This window comes from Algoriphagus sp., assembly GCF_030694375.1.
Lineage (GTDB): Bacteria > Bacteroidota > Bacteroidia > Cytophagales > Cyclobacteriaceae > Algoriphagus.
Genome location: NZ_JAUXYL010000020.1, coordinates 149668 through 165413, shown reverse-complemented (window position 1 = coordinate 165413; position 15746 = coordinate 149668). Strand labels below are relative to the sequence as shown.

Sequence of the window (15746 nt, the reverse complement as noted above, 5' to 3'; positions counted from 1 at the left end):
TTTTCTAGTTTGAGACCCCGAACTCCTATTTTATAACCCAACACATGAACACAAAATCTAAAAAGCATCTTTTCAAACCCTGCTTCCTGCTGCCGCTACTTATTCTGATTTGTTCAAATGGATTCGCACAGAATACCCTGATTTCAGAGATGGAGGAGTTGAAATGGGAAAAGGTGATGCCGGGTATCTGGAAGGCAAGTTTTGGAGAGATGGGATTGAATCCAATTGATTATGCAAATGAACCCAAAATAGATGCAATCAAAGCGCTTGGAGATGCGCCATTTCCTTTTGACCAAAATGCTAGCCGCAGCCTACTGACACCAAATCGGGCAAATGTCCGGTTACCTCTGCGTGAAACAGAACAAATTTATGGTTTAGGGCTGGAGTTTGAAGGAATCAACAGACGTAGGGAAGTTTATACGCTTAAAGTCGATCACTATGGTGGGATCAAGGGCTATACGCATGCACCGGTTCCCTTTTACATTTCAAGTGAAGGATATGGAGTTTTGATAAATTCATCCAAACGGGTGAAAGTCCATGTGGGTGTGGGCAATCGGAAAGACAGTTCCCTTCCCGAACGAATAGACCGAACCACAGGAAAGAATTGGCCTGCCCGTCCCCTGTCTGATGCGGTCGAAGCGAGTGTTGAAGGGGATGGAATGGAAATATATGTCTTTGCCGGAAAAACAACCCTCGAGGTGGTTCAACGCTACAATCTGTTTTTCGGAGGAGGAATTATCCCTCCCAAATGGGGCTTGGGATTCTGGCATAGAATGCATACCAAAAGCAGTGACCAGGATGTATTGCAGGAAATTCAGGATTTTGAAGACAGAGATTTTCCTTTGGATGTCATAGGACTTGAACCGGGTTGGCAAAGTTTTGCTTATCCCTGTTCCTTCGATTGGGACAGCACACGATTCCCGAATCCTGAAAAATTTGTACAGACCTTGAATCAAAAAGGGATAAAAGTCAACCTATGGGAGAATCCCTATGTCGCGCCTGTCTCCACTATGTACAAAGACATCAGTCCCTTTACAGGCAGCCACACGGTTTGGCTGGGGGAAGTACCGGATTATACGATTCCCGAAGCGCAACAAGTCTTGCTGAAACACCACCAAAAGAATCATTTGTCCATCGGAGTCAGTGGGTACAAATTTGATGAGGTGGATGGATACGATGTTTGGCTTTGGCCTGACCATGCTACTTTCCCTTCAGGAAACGATGCGGTTGAAATTCGACAACTCTACGGCATGATGATGATGGACATGTTTGACCGTCATTTTAAAGAACAGAATCAGCGAACATACAATCTGATCAGGTCCGCTTACATCGGGGCAAGCAATCATAATTTTGTGTTGTACAGCGATCATTATGATCACGAAGGCTATGTGACCGCATTGGCCAATTCGTCCCTGTCAGGACTTTTGTGGACGCCCGAAATTCGGAGTGCAAACTCTGCCGAGGAATGGATCCGTAGATTTCAAACGGTTAGTTTTTCTCCGCTTATGATGCTCAATGCCTGGTCATCGGGTAAAAAACCATGGAGCTTCCCTGAAGTCACAGACCTGGTCAGAAATACGATTGAGCTTCGAATGAAACTCCTGCCCTACCTCTACACCGCTTTTTATGAATACAATCAAAAAGGAATTCCCCCATTCAGAGCCATGGTGTTGGAGAGTGGGTTCATCACTCAGGAGACCTTAACCGGAGGTGAATTGGATGATGCAAAAAATCCCTATGCAGAGCAAAAAAGGCTGGAGGTAACAGATCAATACATGATGGGACCATCGATACTTGTCGCCCCGGTATTTACCGGTCAAGTGGAGCGATCAGTTGTACTTCCAAAAGGAAATTGGTATGATTTCTACACCGGGGAATATGCCGGCAATGGCGAGACGATCACCATCAAGACTAAACTCGAAGAAATCCCGCTTTTTGTCAAAGATGGAGGAATCATCCCCATGTTGACAACACTAGATAAAAAGTCGGATCAAACGTTAGAAGTCAGACTGTACGGTTCCAAGGAAAATACCTTCTTATTATACAATGATGACGGTGTCAGCTATGACTATGAGCGCGGGGAATTTTCCCTAATTGAACTCAAAACTACCCGGGACCGAAAAGGCCAATTAAGCGGAATCTCCAAAACCTTGAAAAGCCACAAGTCCAGCTACGGAACTATTGTTTGGCGATGGATGAAGGTGCCGCAATAATTTCTCCCCCCAGCTAAAGCAGGAGGGAATTTAATAGTATGCCAAATCAATATTGACTAGCTAAATTCCTGATTTTGACATCTAATGCAGTTGAGTTAACTTTGATCAACACTTTCTAAAAGAACTAATGGATACTGTAGACAAAGAAAATAGAGGATTAAATGATGTTCAGCTGAGCCTCTTGCGCATGTTCAATAGGGAGATGAGTTATGAAGAATCTGTGGAGATAAGGGATCTACTCACCAATCATTATTCTCAAAAATTGAAATCTGAAGTTGACCAAATGGTATCTCAAAAAAAGATTTCTCAAAAGAATTACGATCAACTCAGAGAAAAGTGAGTGAAGTGATTGAGAAACCTAAACCCAAATTGGTGGTGGATACCAATGTGCTCATCACCACGCTAAATAGGAAAAATCCCGAGTTTGCCATTTATACCGCTTTTGAACGAAAATCCTTTGATTGGATAGTCAGTACGGAGATACTCGCAGAGTATGCCGAAAAATTAACGGATTTCTATTCCGAAACGACTGCAAATTTGGTGTTCGATATTTTGTGCACTGCAACAAACGTGATTTTTTCCGAACCCTTTTACCGTTGGGGCATTATACAAGACGATCCTGATGACAACAAATTCTCAGATTTAGCAATTTCTGCATCTGCGGATGGGTTACTCACCTTTGACAAGCATCATCAAATTTTCATCGATCTGAAATTCCCAAAACTCAATATTATCCATCCCAAGAACTTCGGAACATTTATGCAGAAGTGGACATATTGACAGTTTAAGCAAGGGTTCTGGAATTGCAATTCCGAGGTCATATTATAGAATTTTCAATAGGAATGTGGCTTTAGCCCATTCCAAAAAGAGGCGCTAAACTACCCCAAAATGATTGAAATTTTAGCATGCCCTAGCAATTCCAAAGCTCTGGTCTGTGTCTTCACAGACCGGAAATTCTAACTTTTGGGCTAAAGCCCGCCAATAAAAATAATGCCTTGTAGGAATGGGCTAAAGCGCCATTCCTATTAAATTATCCAGTTCCACAAGTCCGCGGTATATGGATTCCAAGGCACCATGGTAGGATTTTCAATCAGATAAAAAATAAGCCCCGGTCTGTGTCTTCACAGACCGGAATTCTTTAAAATTAGAATCAACAACTCTTATAAAAATGCTTCTGCGTAAGCCGAGCTTCGATTTCTTTCGCAGTCTTGGTAATTGATAATCCTCCCAAGTTGGTGCATCGCAAGGTGTTGGGGATACTTTTTCCTACCTCGTACATGGTCTCAATAACTTCATCCAAAGGGATCAAATGGTCGTAATCTGCCAGGGCCATATTGGCACAGGATAGTGCATTGGAGGCGGCCATTACATTTCTGTTGAGGCAAGGTGCCTCTACCCGATTCCCAATGGGGTCACAGATCATTCCCAAAGAACTCTGCAAAGCCATGGAAGCCGCAGAAATGCTTTGATTCAAATTGCCTCCTGCCAAGTGAACAATGGCAGCTGCAGCCATGGTAGCACCGGAACCGCATTCTGCCTGACAACCTCCCACTTCAGCTGCAAAGGTGGAATGAGCCGCGATGAAGACTCCGATCAAACCTGCAATCATTAAGGCTTTGACCGCCTCTTCATCTGACAATATCAAGGAATCTACTACGCCCAACACTGCTCCGGGCATCGCTCCGCAAGAACCCGCAGTCGGTGCTGCCACGATCACACCCATGGAACTCTTGACCTCCATGATAGCCGATACGTACATGATGATCCGGTTCAAGACATCCCCAGTGATCAGTTTCCGATCCTCCATCATGGACTTGAATTTCACAGATTGTGGGCCCAATATTCGGTCTTCGAATTTCGTTCCTTTCAAACCAGTCTCGACTGCATTTTTGAGAATGATTCTGATTTCCTCCATTTTGGCAAGTACTTCCACGGAGGTGATATTACCCCGAATGCTTTCATACCGCACAGCCAATTCCCACAAACTCAAATTCTTGTCCTGATTGTAAGCAAGCATCTCCTCACAGGTAATGAATGGGACGGTCTGATTTTTACCTGTAAGCACAGGTAACACCGGCCTGATTTGCTTGATTTGGGACACTCCGTCTAGTGACTTAAGTTCCTCAATCAGCGTTTCATCTAAAAAATCCTGGGATTTGATGGCCAAAAAACTGCCTTCCGCTGTATGAATTTCCACCTCATCCGACAAGCCGGATTGTTGGAAGTAACTTTCCGGTTTTTGAAGATCTGCTGCATAAATCAGGGTAAGGAAACAATCTCCGGCCACTGACACCTTTTCTCCATCAATTTCAATGACTTCTATCATCCCTCCACCGGTAGAAATGGCAATGACCTGATGCGTTTCCCTGGGATTTTTTAAGGTAATTTGATACGTATTCGGATGTTCTGCCTGAATGTCTTTGATCTCGATTTTTACCTGAATACCCGCCGCACCGATGTGCATCTCGGAATTGACCAAGCGCTCGTCATAAGCCTCCCATCCCAAAAATCCTCCGAACAATCCCATGTCTGAACCCTGCTCCTTGTGCGTGGTGGCCAAAGAACCGTTGGGATCAAACTCGATCAAAATTTCCGAGATGCTACCCCCCATCAGATCATGGCAAATCCTGCCGATTCTAAGAGATGCAGCACAATGGGAACTCGAAGGACCCCGCATCACCGGGCCGATTACATCGTTGAAAATGCTTGGATAACTCATTGGATTATTTTCTTAAAGACACAGAAATAAATTTAAAAGGAATTACTTCACTTTACTAAATATGGCCAAATAAGTCTATTATCCTCAAAACCAAGGCTTTATTTTTTTAAATCTTCCCGATATAATGAGCATTGTCGGGCTTATCTGATTTTATTTTTCCAATTTGAAATCTGTCTAGGCTTGTTAGGATTACACCGATTATTGGTATTATTAAAACAAGAACTCCCGTAGCGTTGAATTCCTGACTGGGCAAAAGAAAATCGGATCTTGATCAATTAAACTAAAAAATAATGAGGTATATAGTTTTTGCTTTTTTAATAATTTTCGGAGCTGAAGTTTTTTCTCAATCCGAACTAACACTTCCCGACATTTATAAAAATGGGGTCTACAGACAGAATCGCTTTGGTCCAATCCGATGGATGAAAGACGGGCAGGGCTATTCAAGCATAGAAAAAAGCGCCCAACTCGAAGGGGACGATATTGTCCGATACGATGCACTTTCCGGAAAGCGATCCATCCTGATTTCGGCTGAGGAATTGGTGCCTGTGGGACAAGGCAAACCCTTATCCGTCGCAGATTACCATTGGTCTGAGGACAACAGCAAGTTGCTTGTTTTCACCAATACCAGAAAGGTTTGGCGCTATCATACCCGGGGAGATTATTGGGTCTTGGATTTAAAAACCCGCAAACTGAGTCAGCTGGGAAAAGTCCTCCCCGCTACTACGTTGATGTTTGCCAAGTTTTCTCCTGATGCGAGCCGAGTGGCCTATGTAAGTCAGAACAACATCTTTGTGGAATCTCTCGAATCAGGTAAAATCAACCAAATCACCTTGGATGGAGATAAGGACATCATCAATGGCACCTTTGATTGGGTTTACGAAGAGGAATTAGAATGTAGGGATGGGTTCAGATGGAGCCCCGACGGAAAAAACATCGCCTATTGGCAGTCTGACACCAAAGGTGTGGGCACTTTTTACCTGATCAATAACTTGGATTCTATTTACTCCAAGCCCATTCCTTTGCCTTATCCCAAAGTCGGCCATACACTCTCCGCCGTGAAAATCGGGGTAGTCTCCAGTGAAGGAGGACAGACCAAATGGTTTGATTTCCCGGGCGATCCCAGAAATAATTACCTGGCTCGGATGGAATTTATTCCCAATTCCCAAGAGGTGATGGTACAGCAGCTAAACAGACGCCAAAACACCAACACCGTATGGACTGCAAATATCCAAACCATGGCATTGTCAAAAATCCTGGTCGATGAAGACGAGGCCTTTTTGGATTTACATGACAATATCCGTTGGCTGGAAGGAGAGAAATTTTTTACATGGACAAGTGAGCGAGACGGATGGATGCACTTGTATAAAGTTTCCAGAAATGGCAAAACCTCTCAATTAATTACCGAAGAGGATTTTGACGTGGAGCGCATCAGCCACATCGATCCTGCCAATGGCTTTGTGTATTACATCGCCTCACCCGACAACTTCACCCAACGCTACCTCTATCGCAGTTCGCTCACCAAAAAAGGAAAAGCTGAGCGGATTACGCCGATGAACCTCTCAGGACAAAATGCTTATCAGATTTCTACGGATTCAAAATTTGCAATCCACACCTTCCAAAATACCACGACTCCTCCAGTCTATTCCCTAATTAGCCTACCCAAGCACGAATCCGTTCGGGTTTTGGAAGACAATCGAGCCTTAAAAGCCAAGCATTCGGCTTTGGAACTGAATCCAAAGGAGTTTATCAAAGTGGACATTGGCGAGGTGGTTTTGGATGCCTGGATGATCAAGCCCAAGGACTTTGATCCTTCGAAAAAATACCCGCTCTTGGCTTACGTTTACGGGGAACCTGCAAGTTCCACTGTTCAGGATAATTGGGCGGATGGAGACTTGTGGCATCATTACATGGCGCGGCTGGGCTATGTGGTCATCAGCATCGATAACCGTGGCACCAAAACTCCGAGAGGAAGAGAATGGCGCAAATCCATCTATGGTCAGATCGGGATTTTGGCCTCTTTTGATCAAAAGGCTACAGTAGAAAAAATCCTCAAAACCTATGATTTCATAGATCCCTCTCGTGTAGGTTCTTGGGGCTGGAGTGGTGGTGGACAAATGACACTCAACTTGATGTTCCGGTTTCCAGAAATCTACAAAGCCGGATTGGCCTTGGCTTTTGTCTCGGATCAACGACTCTACGATGCCACCTATCAGGAGCGATACATGGGTCTTTTGGAAGATAATCAGAAAGGCTATATCGATGGCTCACCGATCACCTATGCAGAAAACTTACAGGGAGAGCTCATGATCATCCACGGCACGGCCGACGACAATGTGCACTACCAAAGTTTTGAAATGCTGGTGGACAAATTGATCAAATACAACAAACAATTTTCCATGATGTCTTACCCCATGCGTGCCCATGGTATCAACGAACGGGAAAATACCTCGCTCCACCTGCGCGAGACCATGACAAACTTTTGGTTGAGGAGTCTGCCTGCAGGAGGGAGATAAGATTAATTGATTATCCGCTATTCTACCGGCCAGCTTAAATGAACTTGAAAAGTAGCGGATAATCGTCGACAGACGACTGTCAACAGTCGACAGCTTGTTGCAATAAATCTCAAACCTTGTATTCTATGGGTTGTGCTAAAAGGGGGACAGAAAATTAAACTAATCATGAAAACCTTTTCAAAAGAAACTTATACCTCACGAAGGAAGCTATTGAAAGAAAAAGTGGGATCAGGAGTCCTGCTTTTTTTAGGAAATGAAGAAAGCAGCGTCAACTTCAAAGACAACTGGTATCCGTTCAGGCAGGACAGTACCTTCCTTTATTTCTTTGGTTTGAATATACCTGGACTCGCTGCAGTGATCGACATTGACAGGGATTCGGAGATCATTTTCGGGGACAATCTGACGGTGGTGGAAACGATTTGGCAGGGATCGCATCCGCCGCTTTCGGATCTGGCAACGAATGTTGGTGTCGGAATAACCAGGCCAAAAAACGAAATCGAGCATTTTTTGGCTTCAGCGGTTAATCAGCGTGTCCATTTCCTGCCTCCTTATCGCCCGGAAAATTCCCAAAAACTTGCCGAATGGCTGAAAAAATCACTGGCAGAAATTCAGTCGCAGGTCTCAGTGGACTTCATCAAGGCCGTTGTTTCCCTGAGATCAATCAAGTCAAAAGAAGAAATCCAAGAGTTGACCAAAGCGGTGAACATCAGCGTCAGCATGCACAAAAAATTGATGCTTGAAGCCAAACCGGGAATGAAGGAATACGAGCTTCTTGGCTTGGTGACAGGTCAGGCCCTTTCCTTGGGGGGCAGCGTATCCTTTCCACCTATCATTACCATAGACGGGCAAATCCTCCACAACCATAACTATTCCAATACGCTGGTAGAGGGAAAAATGCTCTTGGGAGATTTTGGAGCCGAGTCAGGGATGCATTATGCAGGTGACATTACCCGGACTAGCCCTGTGGGATCAAAATTTACGGACAGGCAGCGAGAGGTCTATCAAATCGTACTCCATGCCTATCATGTCGCAGTTGCCGCATTAAAACCCGGGATACGGTTTAAGGAAGTTCACCTTTTGGCATGCAGAAAACTGGCAGAGGGCCTTAAAGACTTGGGGCTGATGAAAGGAAATCTCGATGATGCGGTAAGTCAGGGTGCACATGCCTTGTTTTTTCAGTGCGGATTGGGTCACATGATGGGCTTGGATGTTCATGATATGGAGGATTTGGGTGAAGAATACGTGGGATATACCGAGGAGCTCAAAAAAAGCACCCAATTTGGACTGAAGTCACTTCGTTTGGGAAGAGAACTGGAAAAAGGTTTTGTGCTTACCATAGAACCCGGGCTCTATTTTATCCCCCAACTGATCGATCAGTGGCAGGCCAAAAAATTACACAGTGAATACATTGACTATGAAAGAGTGGCGCACTACCGTAATTTCGGGGGGATTCGGGTCGAAGATGCCTATGTCATTACCGAAACAGGATCAATGCTCTTGGGCGATCCCCTGGAAATAGAAATCAAGGCTGTGGAAGGTGTCAGGAATGGAAAATCAAGCTTTTGATTTTCTACTTCAAAAAGAACCCAGAACCAATTCGTTACTAAAATCCATTGCAAAATCAACATGAATAGAACCAGATTAACTGCAGCTTTATTTTTTTTCATAACAGCATTTACCCCTTTCGAGGGTATCGCTCAAAACGAAGCAAAAAGACCCAACATCATCTTCATGATGAGCGATGACCATGCCTATCAGGCGATCAGTGCTTATGGTCATGGGCTTAACGAAACCCCAAACATTGACCGATTGGCAAAAGAAGGGGCCATCTTTACCCGGGCTACAGTCACCAATTCGATCTGCGCACCCAGTCGTGCCGTAGTGCTGACCGGCAAGCACAGCTTCATCAATGGCAAAGTGGACAATATCCAGCCCTTTGACTGGGATCAGGACAACTTCGCCAAGCTGCTCCAAAAAGCGGGATATACGACTGCTATGATCGGGAAAATTCACCTGGACGGCCTTCCGCAAGGATTTGATCATTCCATGGTTTTACCCGGGCAAGGCGATTATTACAATCCGGATTTCATCGTCAACGGTGAAATGAAGCGTTTCGAAGGATACGTGACCGACATCACGACCAAGTATGCGCTGAAATGGCTGGAAGAAGTACGGGACAAAGACAAGCCATTTTTGCTTGTTTACAACCAAAAAGCTCCCCACCGCAACTGGCAACCTGCACCGGAATACCTGACACTTTACGACGATAAAACGTTCACCCCGCCAAGTACATTTTTTGACGATTATTCCAACCGTGGTCGGGCAGCAAAGGAGCAGGAAATGCAAATTGATGGGCATGCAGACTGGGGGATCGACTTTAAGTTGAAAGTAGATCCGGAGGGAAAGCCAACTGTATTGGTGAAAAACTACCTGAGTCGATTTAATGAACAACAACTGAAGGATTGGGATGCTGCTTACGAACCAAAAAATCAGGCTTTCTTAAAAGCCAATTTGCAGGGAAAAGACCTGGCTTTGTGGAAGTTTAACACCTACATCAAAGACTACCTGAGAACCATCAAGTCCGTGGATGACGGAGTGGGTGAGCTCTTGGATTACCTGGAAGCCAATGGACTGGCTGAAAACACCATCATTATTTATACCTCCGATCAGGGCTTTTACCTCGGCGAGCATGGCTGGTTTGACAAGCGATTTATGTATGAAGAGTCCTTCCGCACACCGCTTTTGATACGCTATCCCAAAGAAATCAAACCCGGAACCAGCATCGACAAGCTCGTTCAAAACCTTGACTTCGCTCCTACCATTCTTGATTATGCGGGAGTAAAAGTGCCTGAAGCGATGCAGGGAGAATCATTCAGAAGCCTGTCCAATGGGAGTTCGGATCAGTGGAGAGATGCCGTTTATTACACCTATTACGAATACCCTGCTGTCCACATGGTGAAAAGACACTATGGAATCAGTACCGCACGCTATAAACTGATGCACTTCTACTACGACATCGACGAATGGGAAATGTACGATCTGGAAAAAGACCCACAGGAGATGAATAATGTTTACGACGATCCCTCCTATGCGGCAGTTCGTGAAGAAATGCATATGAAGTTGAAAGAAGTTCGCGCTTCCTATGGGGATTCGGATGAGATGGATCAAAAGTTTATTGACCTTTTCAATGCCTACATGGAAAAACGCGGTTCTCCGAAATAAAATAATCTGTGCATCCGGAATCATGCACGTTCCCAATTAACATTTGGCCCTGATGATAATTTGTATATTCTTAAAGCAATTGACAGGGAGTTTATAGCATTTCCAAACCATGAATAGGAATGTGGCTTTAGCCCATTCCGAAAAGAAGTCTCCAATATCCATCGGGCTTTAGCCCAACTCGAAAAATATTTGTCGTATTTCTGGGCAAATGATTTGGCTAAAGCCGGATTGGTACTCCAAAATTGTTAATCCTCCAACTGAAGTTGGAGGGAATTTATTGCCTTTCAAATCCATTAAATAGATTCTTATATCCTAAATTCCAATCCCATAAATTGGAATTCTCCGATAGCCTATTTGAGACCTGTCAGGTTTTAAAAACCTGACAGGTCTTACCCTCTCCAAATTCAGTTCCTCTCCCTGATTTTATTTAATAATTCATTCAATTCAACCACTTTTTCAGGGTAGCTTAGAAAAAGGTTTTCCTGTTCTTCCCGATCTGAACCGATTCGATAAAGTTGCCCGGTTGGCCCTCCGCTTTGGGGTGTAATACGGGTAGGGTCTGTAAATCCACCTGAACCCAAGCCTTCGATGAATTTCCATCCTTCGCTTCGGATTCCATACAGGTTTCCGGAGGAGTGATGAACCATAGCATTGCGATGCGGCTTGTCCCACTCAGCATCAAACACCTTTGAAAAACTCTCGCTGTCTCTTCCCTGATTTTCGGATGATGCCAGCCCAAGCAAATCAGACAGGGTTGCAAAAAAATCAGTCAGGCTCAGTAAATGAGAATATTGAGCATTTCCTTGAATTACCTCCGGCCAGGACATAATCAAAGGAATCCGGTGGCCTCCATCCCATACATCGCCTTTTTGACCTCTTGTCCCTGAATTGGAGTCATGCCTATGCAGGGTAATTTCTTCCTCCGGCCAATAGGCCCCGTTGTCACTGGCAAAGATGATGAGCGTATTTTCATCGATTTGGTTTCGAATTAAGGTTTCCTTGATCTGGGCTACGATATCATCGATTTCCATTACGAAATCTCCATACAAGCAGATATCCGATTTCCCTCTAAATTTATCCCCCGGCATCCAGGGTGTATGCGGCCCGGTCAATGGCAGGTATAGGAAAAAGGGCTGAGCGGCGTTTTTGCTTACCTGACTGTCGATAAAGGCGATTCCTTCTTTGACAATGGTAGATTGGCAGGTTTCTATTCGGAATGATTTGGACATTTCTCCCTGTCTCCACCAGACTCCCTTCTCCCAATATACCGCTAAGCTATCCGTATGCTTTTTGTCCCATGCATACAGGGTACTTTCTTTTCTGGCTGGATAGACCGATGTGGTAAGCACGATGTCCGGATCAATTACTTTATGATTTCTGAGAAAAACATAAGGCGGAATATCCAGGGAGGCGGGATGAATGAAGGAGTAATCAAATCCAACATTGTTGGGACCTTTCTTGACTTCTTTGGAATAATCGACATTCGAATATCCTGTCTTTTGATCAAGCTTAGCTGGCAAGCCGTCTTTGGTTTGCCACTCAAGCCCCAAGTGCCATTTGCCAATGACAGCAGTCGCATAGCCGGATTTTTTAAGAGTCGAAGCCAAGGTCTCTCTTTCGGCTTCAATCACCGGCCGATCGAATCCTCCGATTCCGTAGGCAGCTGTTTTTGATCTGAAAGCATAGCGTCCTGTCAGCAATCCATACCGAGAAGGCGTACAAACGGATGCACTTGAATGGGCATTGGTAAAGGAAATTCCTTGTTGTACCAGCTTGTCGAGCGAGGGTGTTCGAATCTTGGAGTCAGGATTTAAGGCGCTGATATCCCCGTAACCCATGTCATCGGCAAGGATTATTATAATATTAGGCGACTTTTCTGAAACCGCTTTCTTTTGGCCAAAACAGACTTGGGCCAGCCCAACTGCCAGGAATATCACTGCAAAAAACCTGAAACTTCTTTTCATAGAATGTGCCGCTTAAGCAGTGATATTAAGGCTTAAATTCAGCTCAGGCAAGGAGTTTTTTACTGATTAGATGCAAACCTGTCTTTCAGGACTATTGATTGAACCAAGAATATATCTCCAAAAAAAGGCTAAGTACCAGTCCTTAGATCAGACCCAAGACATCAAAGAAAAGCCTATCGATACTTGTTTTCACTTTTAGATTTCAAACTGGGAAAAGGGGATAGTTAAAGCTAGCCTGCTGAGTTTGGCTGCCGAAAGCTCCGAAATCGATTGAGTTAATACTTTGAACGCTAATTATTTAATTGTGAATCTTTAGAAAATTAAAATTTAACTTCAATGGGCAGCATAAGTCGCCTAAAGAAAATAAATCAGTGCCGGTAACCTGAGCGAAAAGCCTAGTCCGCCCCTGAGAAAATTTCGAAAAAATTAACAACCCAAAAACCAAGATAAGAACATGGCAAAAAATCCATCCCGAAGAACCTTCATCAAAAAATCCACCCTGGCCGGTGCAGCGGCAATTTTTGCACCCACCATCATCCCGTCAACGGCTTTCGGTGCCAATGACAGAATTAATGCTGCCGTGCTGGGCGTGAATGGAAGAGGGAAATCGCACATCTCCAGTCTAATGGTGCAAAAAAATGTCCAAGTGACTACACTTTGCGACCCGGACATGAGGCTGCTCCAAGCGCGGCAGAAAAGTTTTAAGGAAAAGTATAATTCCGATGTGGCATTGGAGCAGGACATCCGCAAAGTTCTCGACAATAAGGATATCGATGTGATCAGCATTGCCATGCCTAACCACTGGCATTCCTTGGCTACCATCTGGGCCTGTCAGGCCGGAAAGGATGTCTATGTAGAAAAACCTGGTTCACATAATATCGCAGAAGGAAGAAAAATGATCGAGGCTGCGCATAAATACAAGCGTATCGTCCAGCATGGGGTACAGTTGAGAAGTTCTCCAGCGGTACAGGAAGCTATCCAACTCATGCGGGATGGCTATATCGGCAAGGTGTACATGGCCCGTGGACTGGTGTTCAGAATGAGAGGAGACATTGGAGACAAAGGGCTCTCCCCTGTGCCTAAGGAATTGGATTATGACCTTTGGACTGGCCCGGCACCTATGCGTCCCTTTACAGAGAACTTGGTGCACTACAACTGGCATTGGCATTGGGATTATGGAAACGGGGACGTCGGAAACCAGGGTATCCACGAAACTGACCTTTGTCAGTGGGGATTGGATGTAGGCTTGCCAAGTAAAATCACCTCAATGGGAGGTAAATTCCTTTGGAAAGACTGCAAGGAAACTCCTGAGGTGTTGACCTCAATCTATCATTATCCTGAAGAGGAAAAAATCATACAGTTTGAGGTAAGACCCTGGTACACCAACAACGAAGATGGGGTTGGAGTGGGGAATATTTTCTATGGAGACAAAGGATATATCGTGGTCGATGGGTATGATAAATACCAATCCTTCCTCGGAAAAGACAGAACTCCCGGAAAATCGGGCAGCGATGGCGGAGCCGCCGGCAGTGAGATGGATCGAGGACTTGGTGGAACAGACGGCCACTTCGAAAATTTCATTGAAGCAGTCCGTAAACGTGACAGTTCCATTCTCAATGGCCCGGTGGAAACAGCCCACCTGTCTTCCGCCTTGGCCCACTTAGGCAATATTTCTTATCAATTGGACCGAACGCTGCATTTCGATCCAAAAACTGAAAAGTTTGTAAACGACCCTGAAGCAGACAAAATGTTGACCCGTAATTACAGAAAAGGATTTGAGGTTCCTGATGTGGTTTAAAGGCCAAAATTGGATAAGGTAACTCCTTGATCAAAGTCGATTTCGTGAGTATGGACCCTCCTGATGGGATAGTTTTTTAAAAGAATTTTCCAAACTATTTATTAAAAAAACCTGCCGGAATGGACAGGTTTTTTTTTTATCTAACCATGTAACAGGCTCGCATTTACAATGCATTCCCTATTTCCTTAACCAAAGCTACTAGAAGTTCTTTGGGAGGACTTTTCGCGATATTTTATAATGTCCCTTTGAATAGGCCAAGAGGTTAAAAAGCTGAGTTCGATTAATCAGTTACAAAAGCAGTCAAAAACTTTAAATCTCTATTTAAGTGACTTATTCAATTTGCCAGTTACCCAGTTAGTCGATAACTTACTTAATCTACTTTCTGCCTCAGAATTTCCTATGAAAAAGATCTTCCTCTTTACCGTCCTTCTTTCATTCTGTTTTTCCCTTGCTTTTTCCCAAGAAAAGCCGCTTCGAATCCTCTTTATCGGCGCACATCCGGATGATTGCGACATCAAGGGTGGAGGTACTGCAGCGCTTTTTACAGAAATGGGGCATAAAGTCAAATTCCTCTCTGTTACCAATGGCGATGCCGGACATATGGAAATGGGAGGCGGAATGCTCGCCAAGCGACGCTACGCAGAAACCCAAGAAGTGGCCAAGCGATTGGGCATCACCTATGATGTCCTGGACAACCATGACGGCGAACTCCTGCCCACTTTGGAAATCCGCCTGGATGTGATCCGGAAAATCCGGGAATGGGATGCCGACGTGGTGATTTCGCACCGATCCAATGACTACCACCCCGATCACCGCTATACCGGGATTCTGGTGCAGGATGCCGCATTTATGGTGGGCGTGCCCAACATCGCGGCAGATACTCCTCCCCTTCGCAAAAACCCCGTTTTCCTGTACTATCAGGATAATTTTCAAAAACCCAACCCCTTCCATCCCCACATTGCCATCGACATCACTTCTGTGATTGACAAAAAAATTGATGCCTTGGATGCCCACGTTTCGCAGTTTTACGAGTGGCTTCCATGGATCGCCAATGATCCCGATGTCATCCCTACCGGAGCGGCTGAACGCAAATCATGGCTGAAATCCAAGCGAACTTCAGCACCGAATCCAAGTGTGATGAAGGCTTTGGAAGAATGGTATGGGAAAGAGAGATCCTCAAAGGTGAAGTTTGCCGAGGCTTTTGAAATCTGTGAATACGGAACTCAGCCGAGCAAAGAAGAAATCAAGCGACTATTTCCGATGTTGATCAATTCTCAATGAGCAATGGACAATGTTCAATTCTCAATGAGCAATTTT

Annotated in this window: 10 protein-coding genes; 8 read left to right on the top strand and 2 right to left on the bottom strand. The window is 44.7% G+C overall.

The genetic code is table 11. The features are described from left to right. The first annotated feature begins 44 nt into the window (after nt 1-44). The 3 genes from Q8M62_RS05585 to Q8M62_RS05575 all read left to right on the top strand — a co-directional run bounded on the left by Q8M62_RS05585 (nt 45) and on the right by Q8M62_RS05575 (nt 2993). On the top strand, nt 45-2213 hold the full coding sequence (locus tag Q8M62_RS05585; protein ID WP_304902467.1) for a TIM-barrel domain-containing protein: 2169 nt from the start codon (nt 45-47) through the stop codon (nt 2211-2213). Nucleotides 2214-2340: 127 nt separating this feature from the next. Continuing rightward, complete coding sequence (locus tag Q8M62_RS05580; RefSeq protein WP_092735080.1) at nt 2341-2553, top strand: hypothetical protein; 213 nt, start codon at nt 2341-2343, stop codon at nt 2551-2553. Further along, nucleotides 2550-2993 (top strand): putative toxin-antitoxin system toxin component, PIN family, encoded by a 444-nt coding sequence (locus Q8M62_RS05575; protein WP_305668051.1) that lies wholly within the window; start codon nt 2550-2552, stop codon nt 2991-2993. Before Q8M62_RS05580 ends, Q8M62_RS05575 begins: the two co-directional genes overlap by 4 nt. Before the next feature lie 370 nt (nt 2994-3363). Here Q8M62_RS05575 and Q8M62_RS05570 read toward each other — a convergent pair whose 3' ends face one another. Further along, nucleotides 3364-4932, bottom strand: coding sequence for an L-serine ammonia-lyase, iron-sulfur-dependent, subunit alpha (locus Q8M62_RS05570; protein ID WP_304899869.1), 1569 nt, complete (start codon nt 4930-4932; stop codon nt 3364-3366). Nucleotides 4933-5222: 290 nt separating this feature from the next. On the opposite strand from Q8M62_RS05570, the gene Q8M62_RS05565 reads away from it, so the two are divergent. From Q8M62_RS05565 to Q8M62_RS05555, 3 genes are all read left to right on the top strand, one after another. Further along, complete coding sequence (locus tag Q8M62_RS05565) at nt 5223-7445, top strand: DPP IV N-terminal domain-containing protein (RefSeq protein ID WP_304899870.1); 2223 nt, start codon at nt 5223-5225, stop codon at nt 7443-7445. A 165-nt stretch (nt 7446-7610) separates the two neighbouring features. After that, nucleotides 7611-9011, top strand: coding sequence for an aminopeptidase P family protein (locus Q8M62_RS05560; protein ID WP_304899871.1), 1401 nt, complete (start codon nt 7611-7613; stop codon nt 9009-9011). A 60-nt stretch (nt 9012-9071) separates the two neighbouring features. After that, nucleotides 9072-10667, top strand: a complete 1596-nt coding sequence (locus tag Q8M62_RS05555; RefSeq protein WP_304899872.1) for a sulfatase — start codon at nt 9072-9074, stop codon at nt 10665-10667. A gap of 404 nt (nt 10668-11071) precedes the next feature. Here Q8M62_RS05555 and Q8M62_RS05550 read toward each other — a convergent pair whose 3' ends face one another. Beyond that, entirely contained in the window at nt 11072-12631 is a 1560-nt protein-coding gene (locus Q8M62_RS05550; protein ID WP_304899873.1) for an arylsulfatase, read from the bottom strand. 454 nt (nt 12632-13085) lie between these two features. On the opposite strand from Q8M62_RS05550, the gene Q8M62_RS05545 reads away from it, so the two are divergent. Continuing rightward, entirely contained in the window at nt 13086-14429 is a 1344-nt protein-coding gene (locus Q8M62_RS05545; RefSeq protein WP_304899874.1) for a Gfo/Idh/MocA family protein, read from the top strand. 399 nt (nt 14430-14828) lie between these two features. Continuing rightward, nucleotides 14829-15710: a PIG-L deacetylase family protein gene (locus Q8M62_RS05540; RefSeq protein WP_304899875.1), complete on the top strand. Its 882-nt coding sequence runs from the start codon at nt 14829-14831 to the stop codon at nt 15708-15710. The last annotated feature ends 36 nt before the right edge of the window (nt 15711-15746 follow it).

Coding starts and splice junctions, on each gene's coding strand:
- Q8M62_RS05585 (WP_304902467.1), top strand. CDS start 45: ATGAACACAAAATCTAAAAAGCATCTTTTCAAACCCTGCTTCCTGCTG.
- Q8M62_RS05580 (WP_092735080.1), top strand. CDS start 2,341: ATGGATACTGTAGACAAAGAAAATAGAGGATTAAATGATGTTCAGCTG.
- Q8M62_RS05570 (WP_304899869.1), bottom strand. CDS start 4,932: ATGAGTTATCCAAGCATTTTCAACGATGTAATCGGCCCGGTGATGCGG.
- Q8M62_RS05565 (WP_304899870.1), top strand. CDS start 5,223: ATGAGGTATATAGTTTTTGCTTTTTTAATAATTTTCGGAGCTGAAGTT.
- Q8M62_RS05560 (WP_304899871.1), top strand. CDS start 7,611: ATGAAAACCTTTTCAAAAGAAACTTATACCTCACGAAGGAAGCTATTG.
- Q8M62_RS05555 (WP_304899872.1), top strand. CDS start 9,072: ATGAATAGAACCAGATTAACTGCAGCTTTATTTTTTTTCATAACAGCA.
- Q8M62_RS05550 (WP_304899873.1), bottom strand. CDS start 12,631: ATGAAAAGAAGTTTCAGGTTTTTTGCAGTGATATTCCTGGCAGTTGGG.
- Q8M62_RS05545 (WP_304899874.1), top strand. CDS start 13,086: ATGGCAAAAAATCCATCCCGAAGAACCTTCATCAAAAAATCCACCCTG.
- Q8M62_RS05540 (WP_304899875.1), top strand. CDS start 14,829: ATGAAAAAGATCTTCCTCTTTACCGTCCTTCTTTCATTCTGTTTTTCC.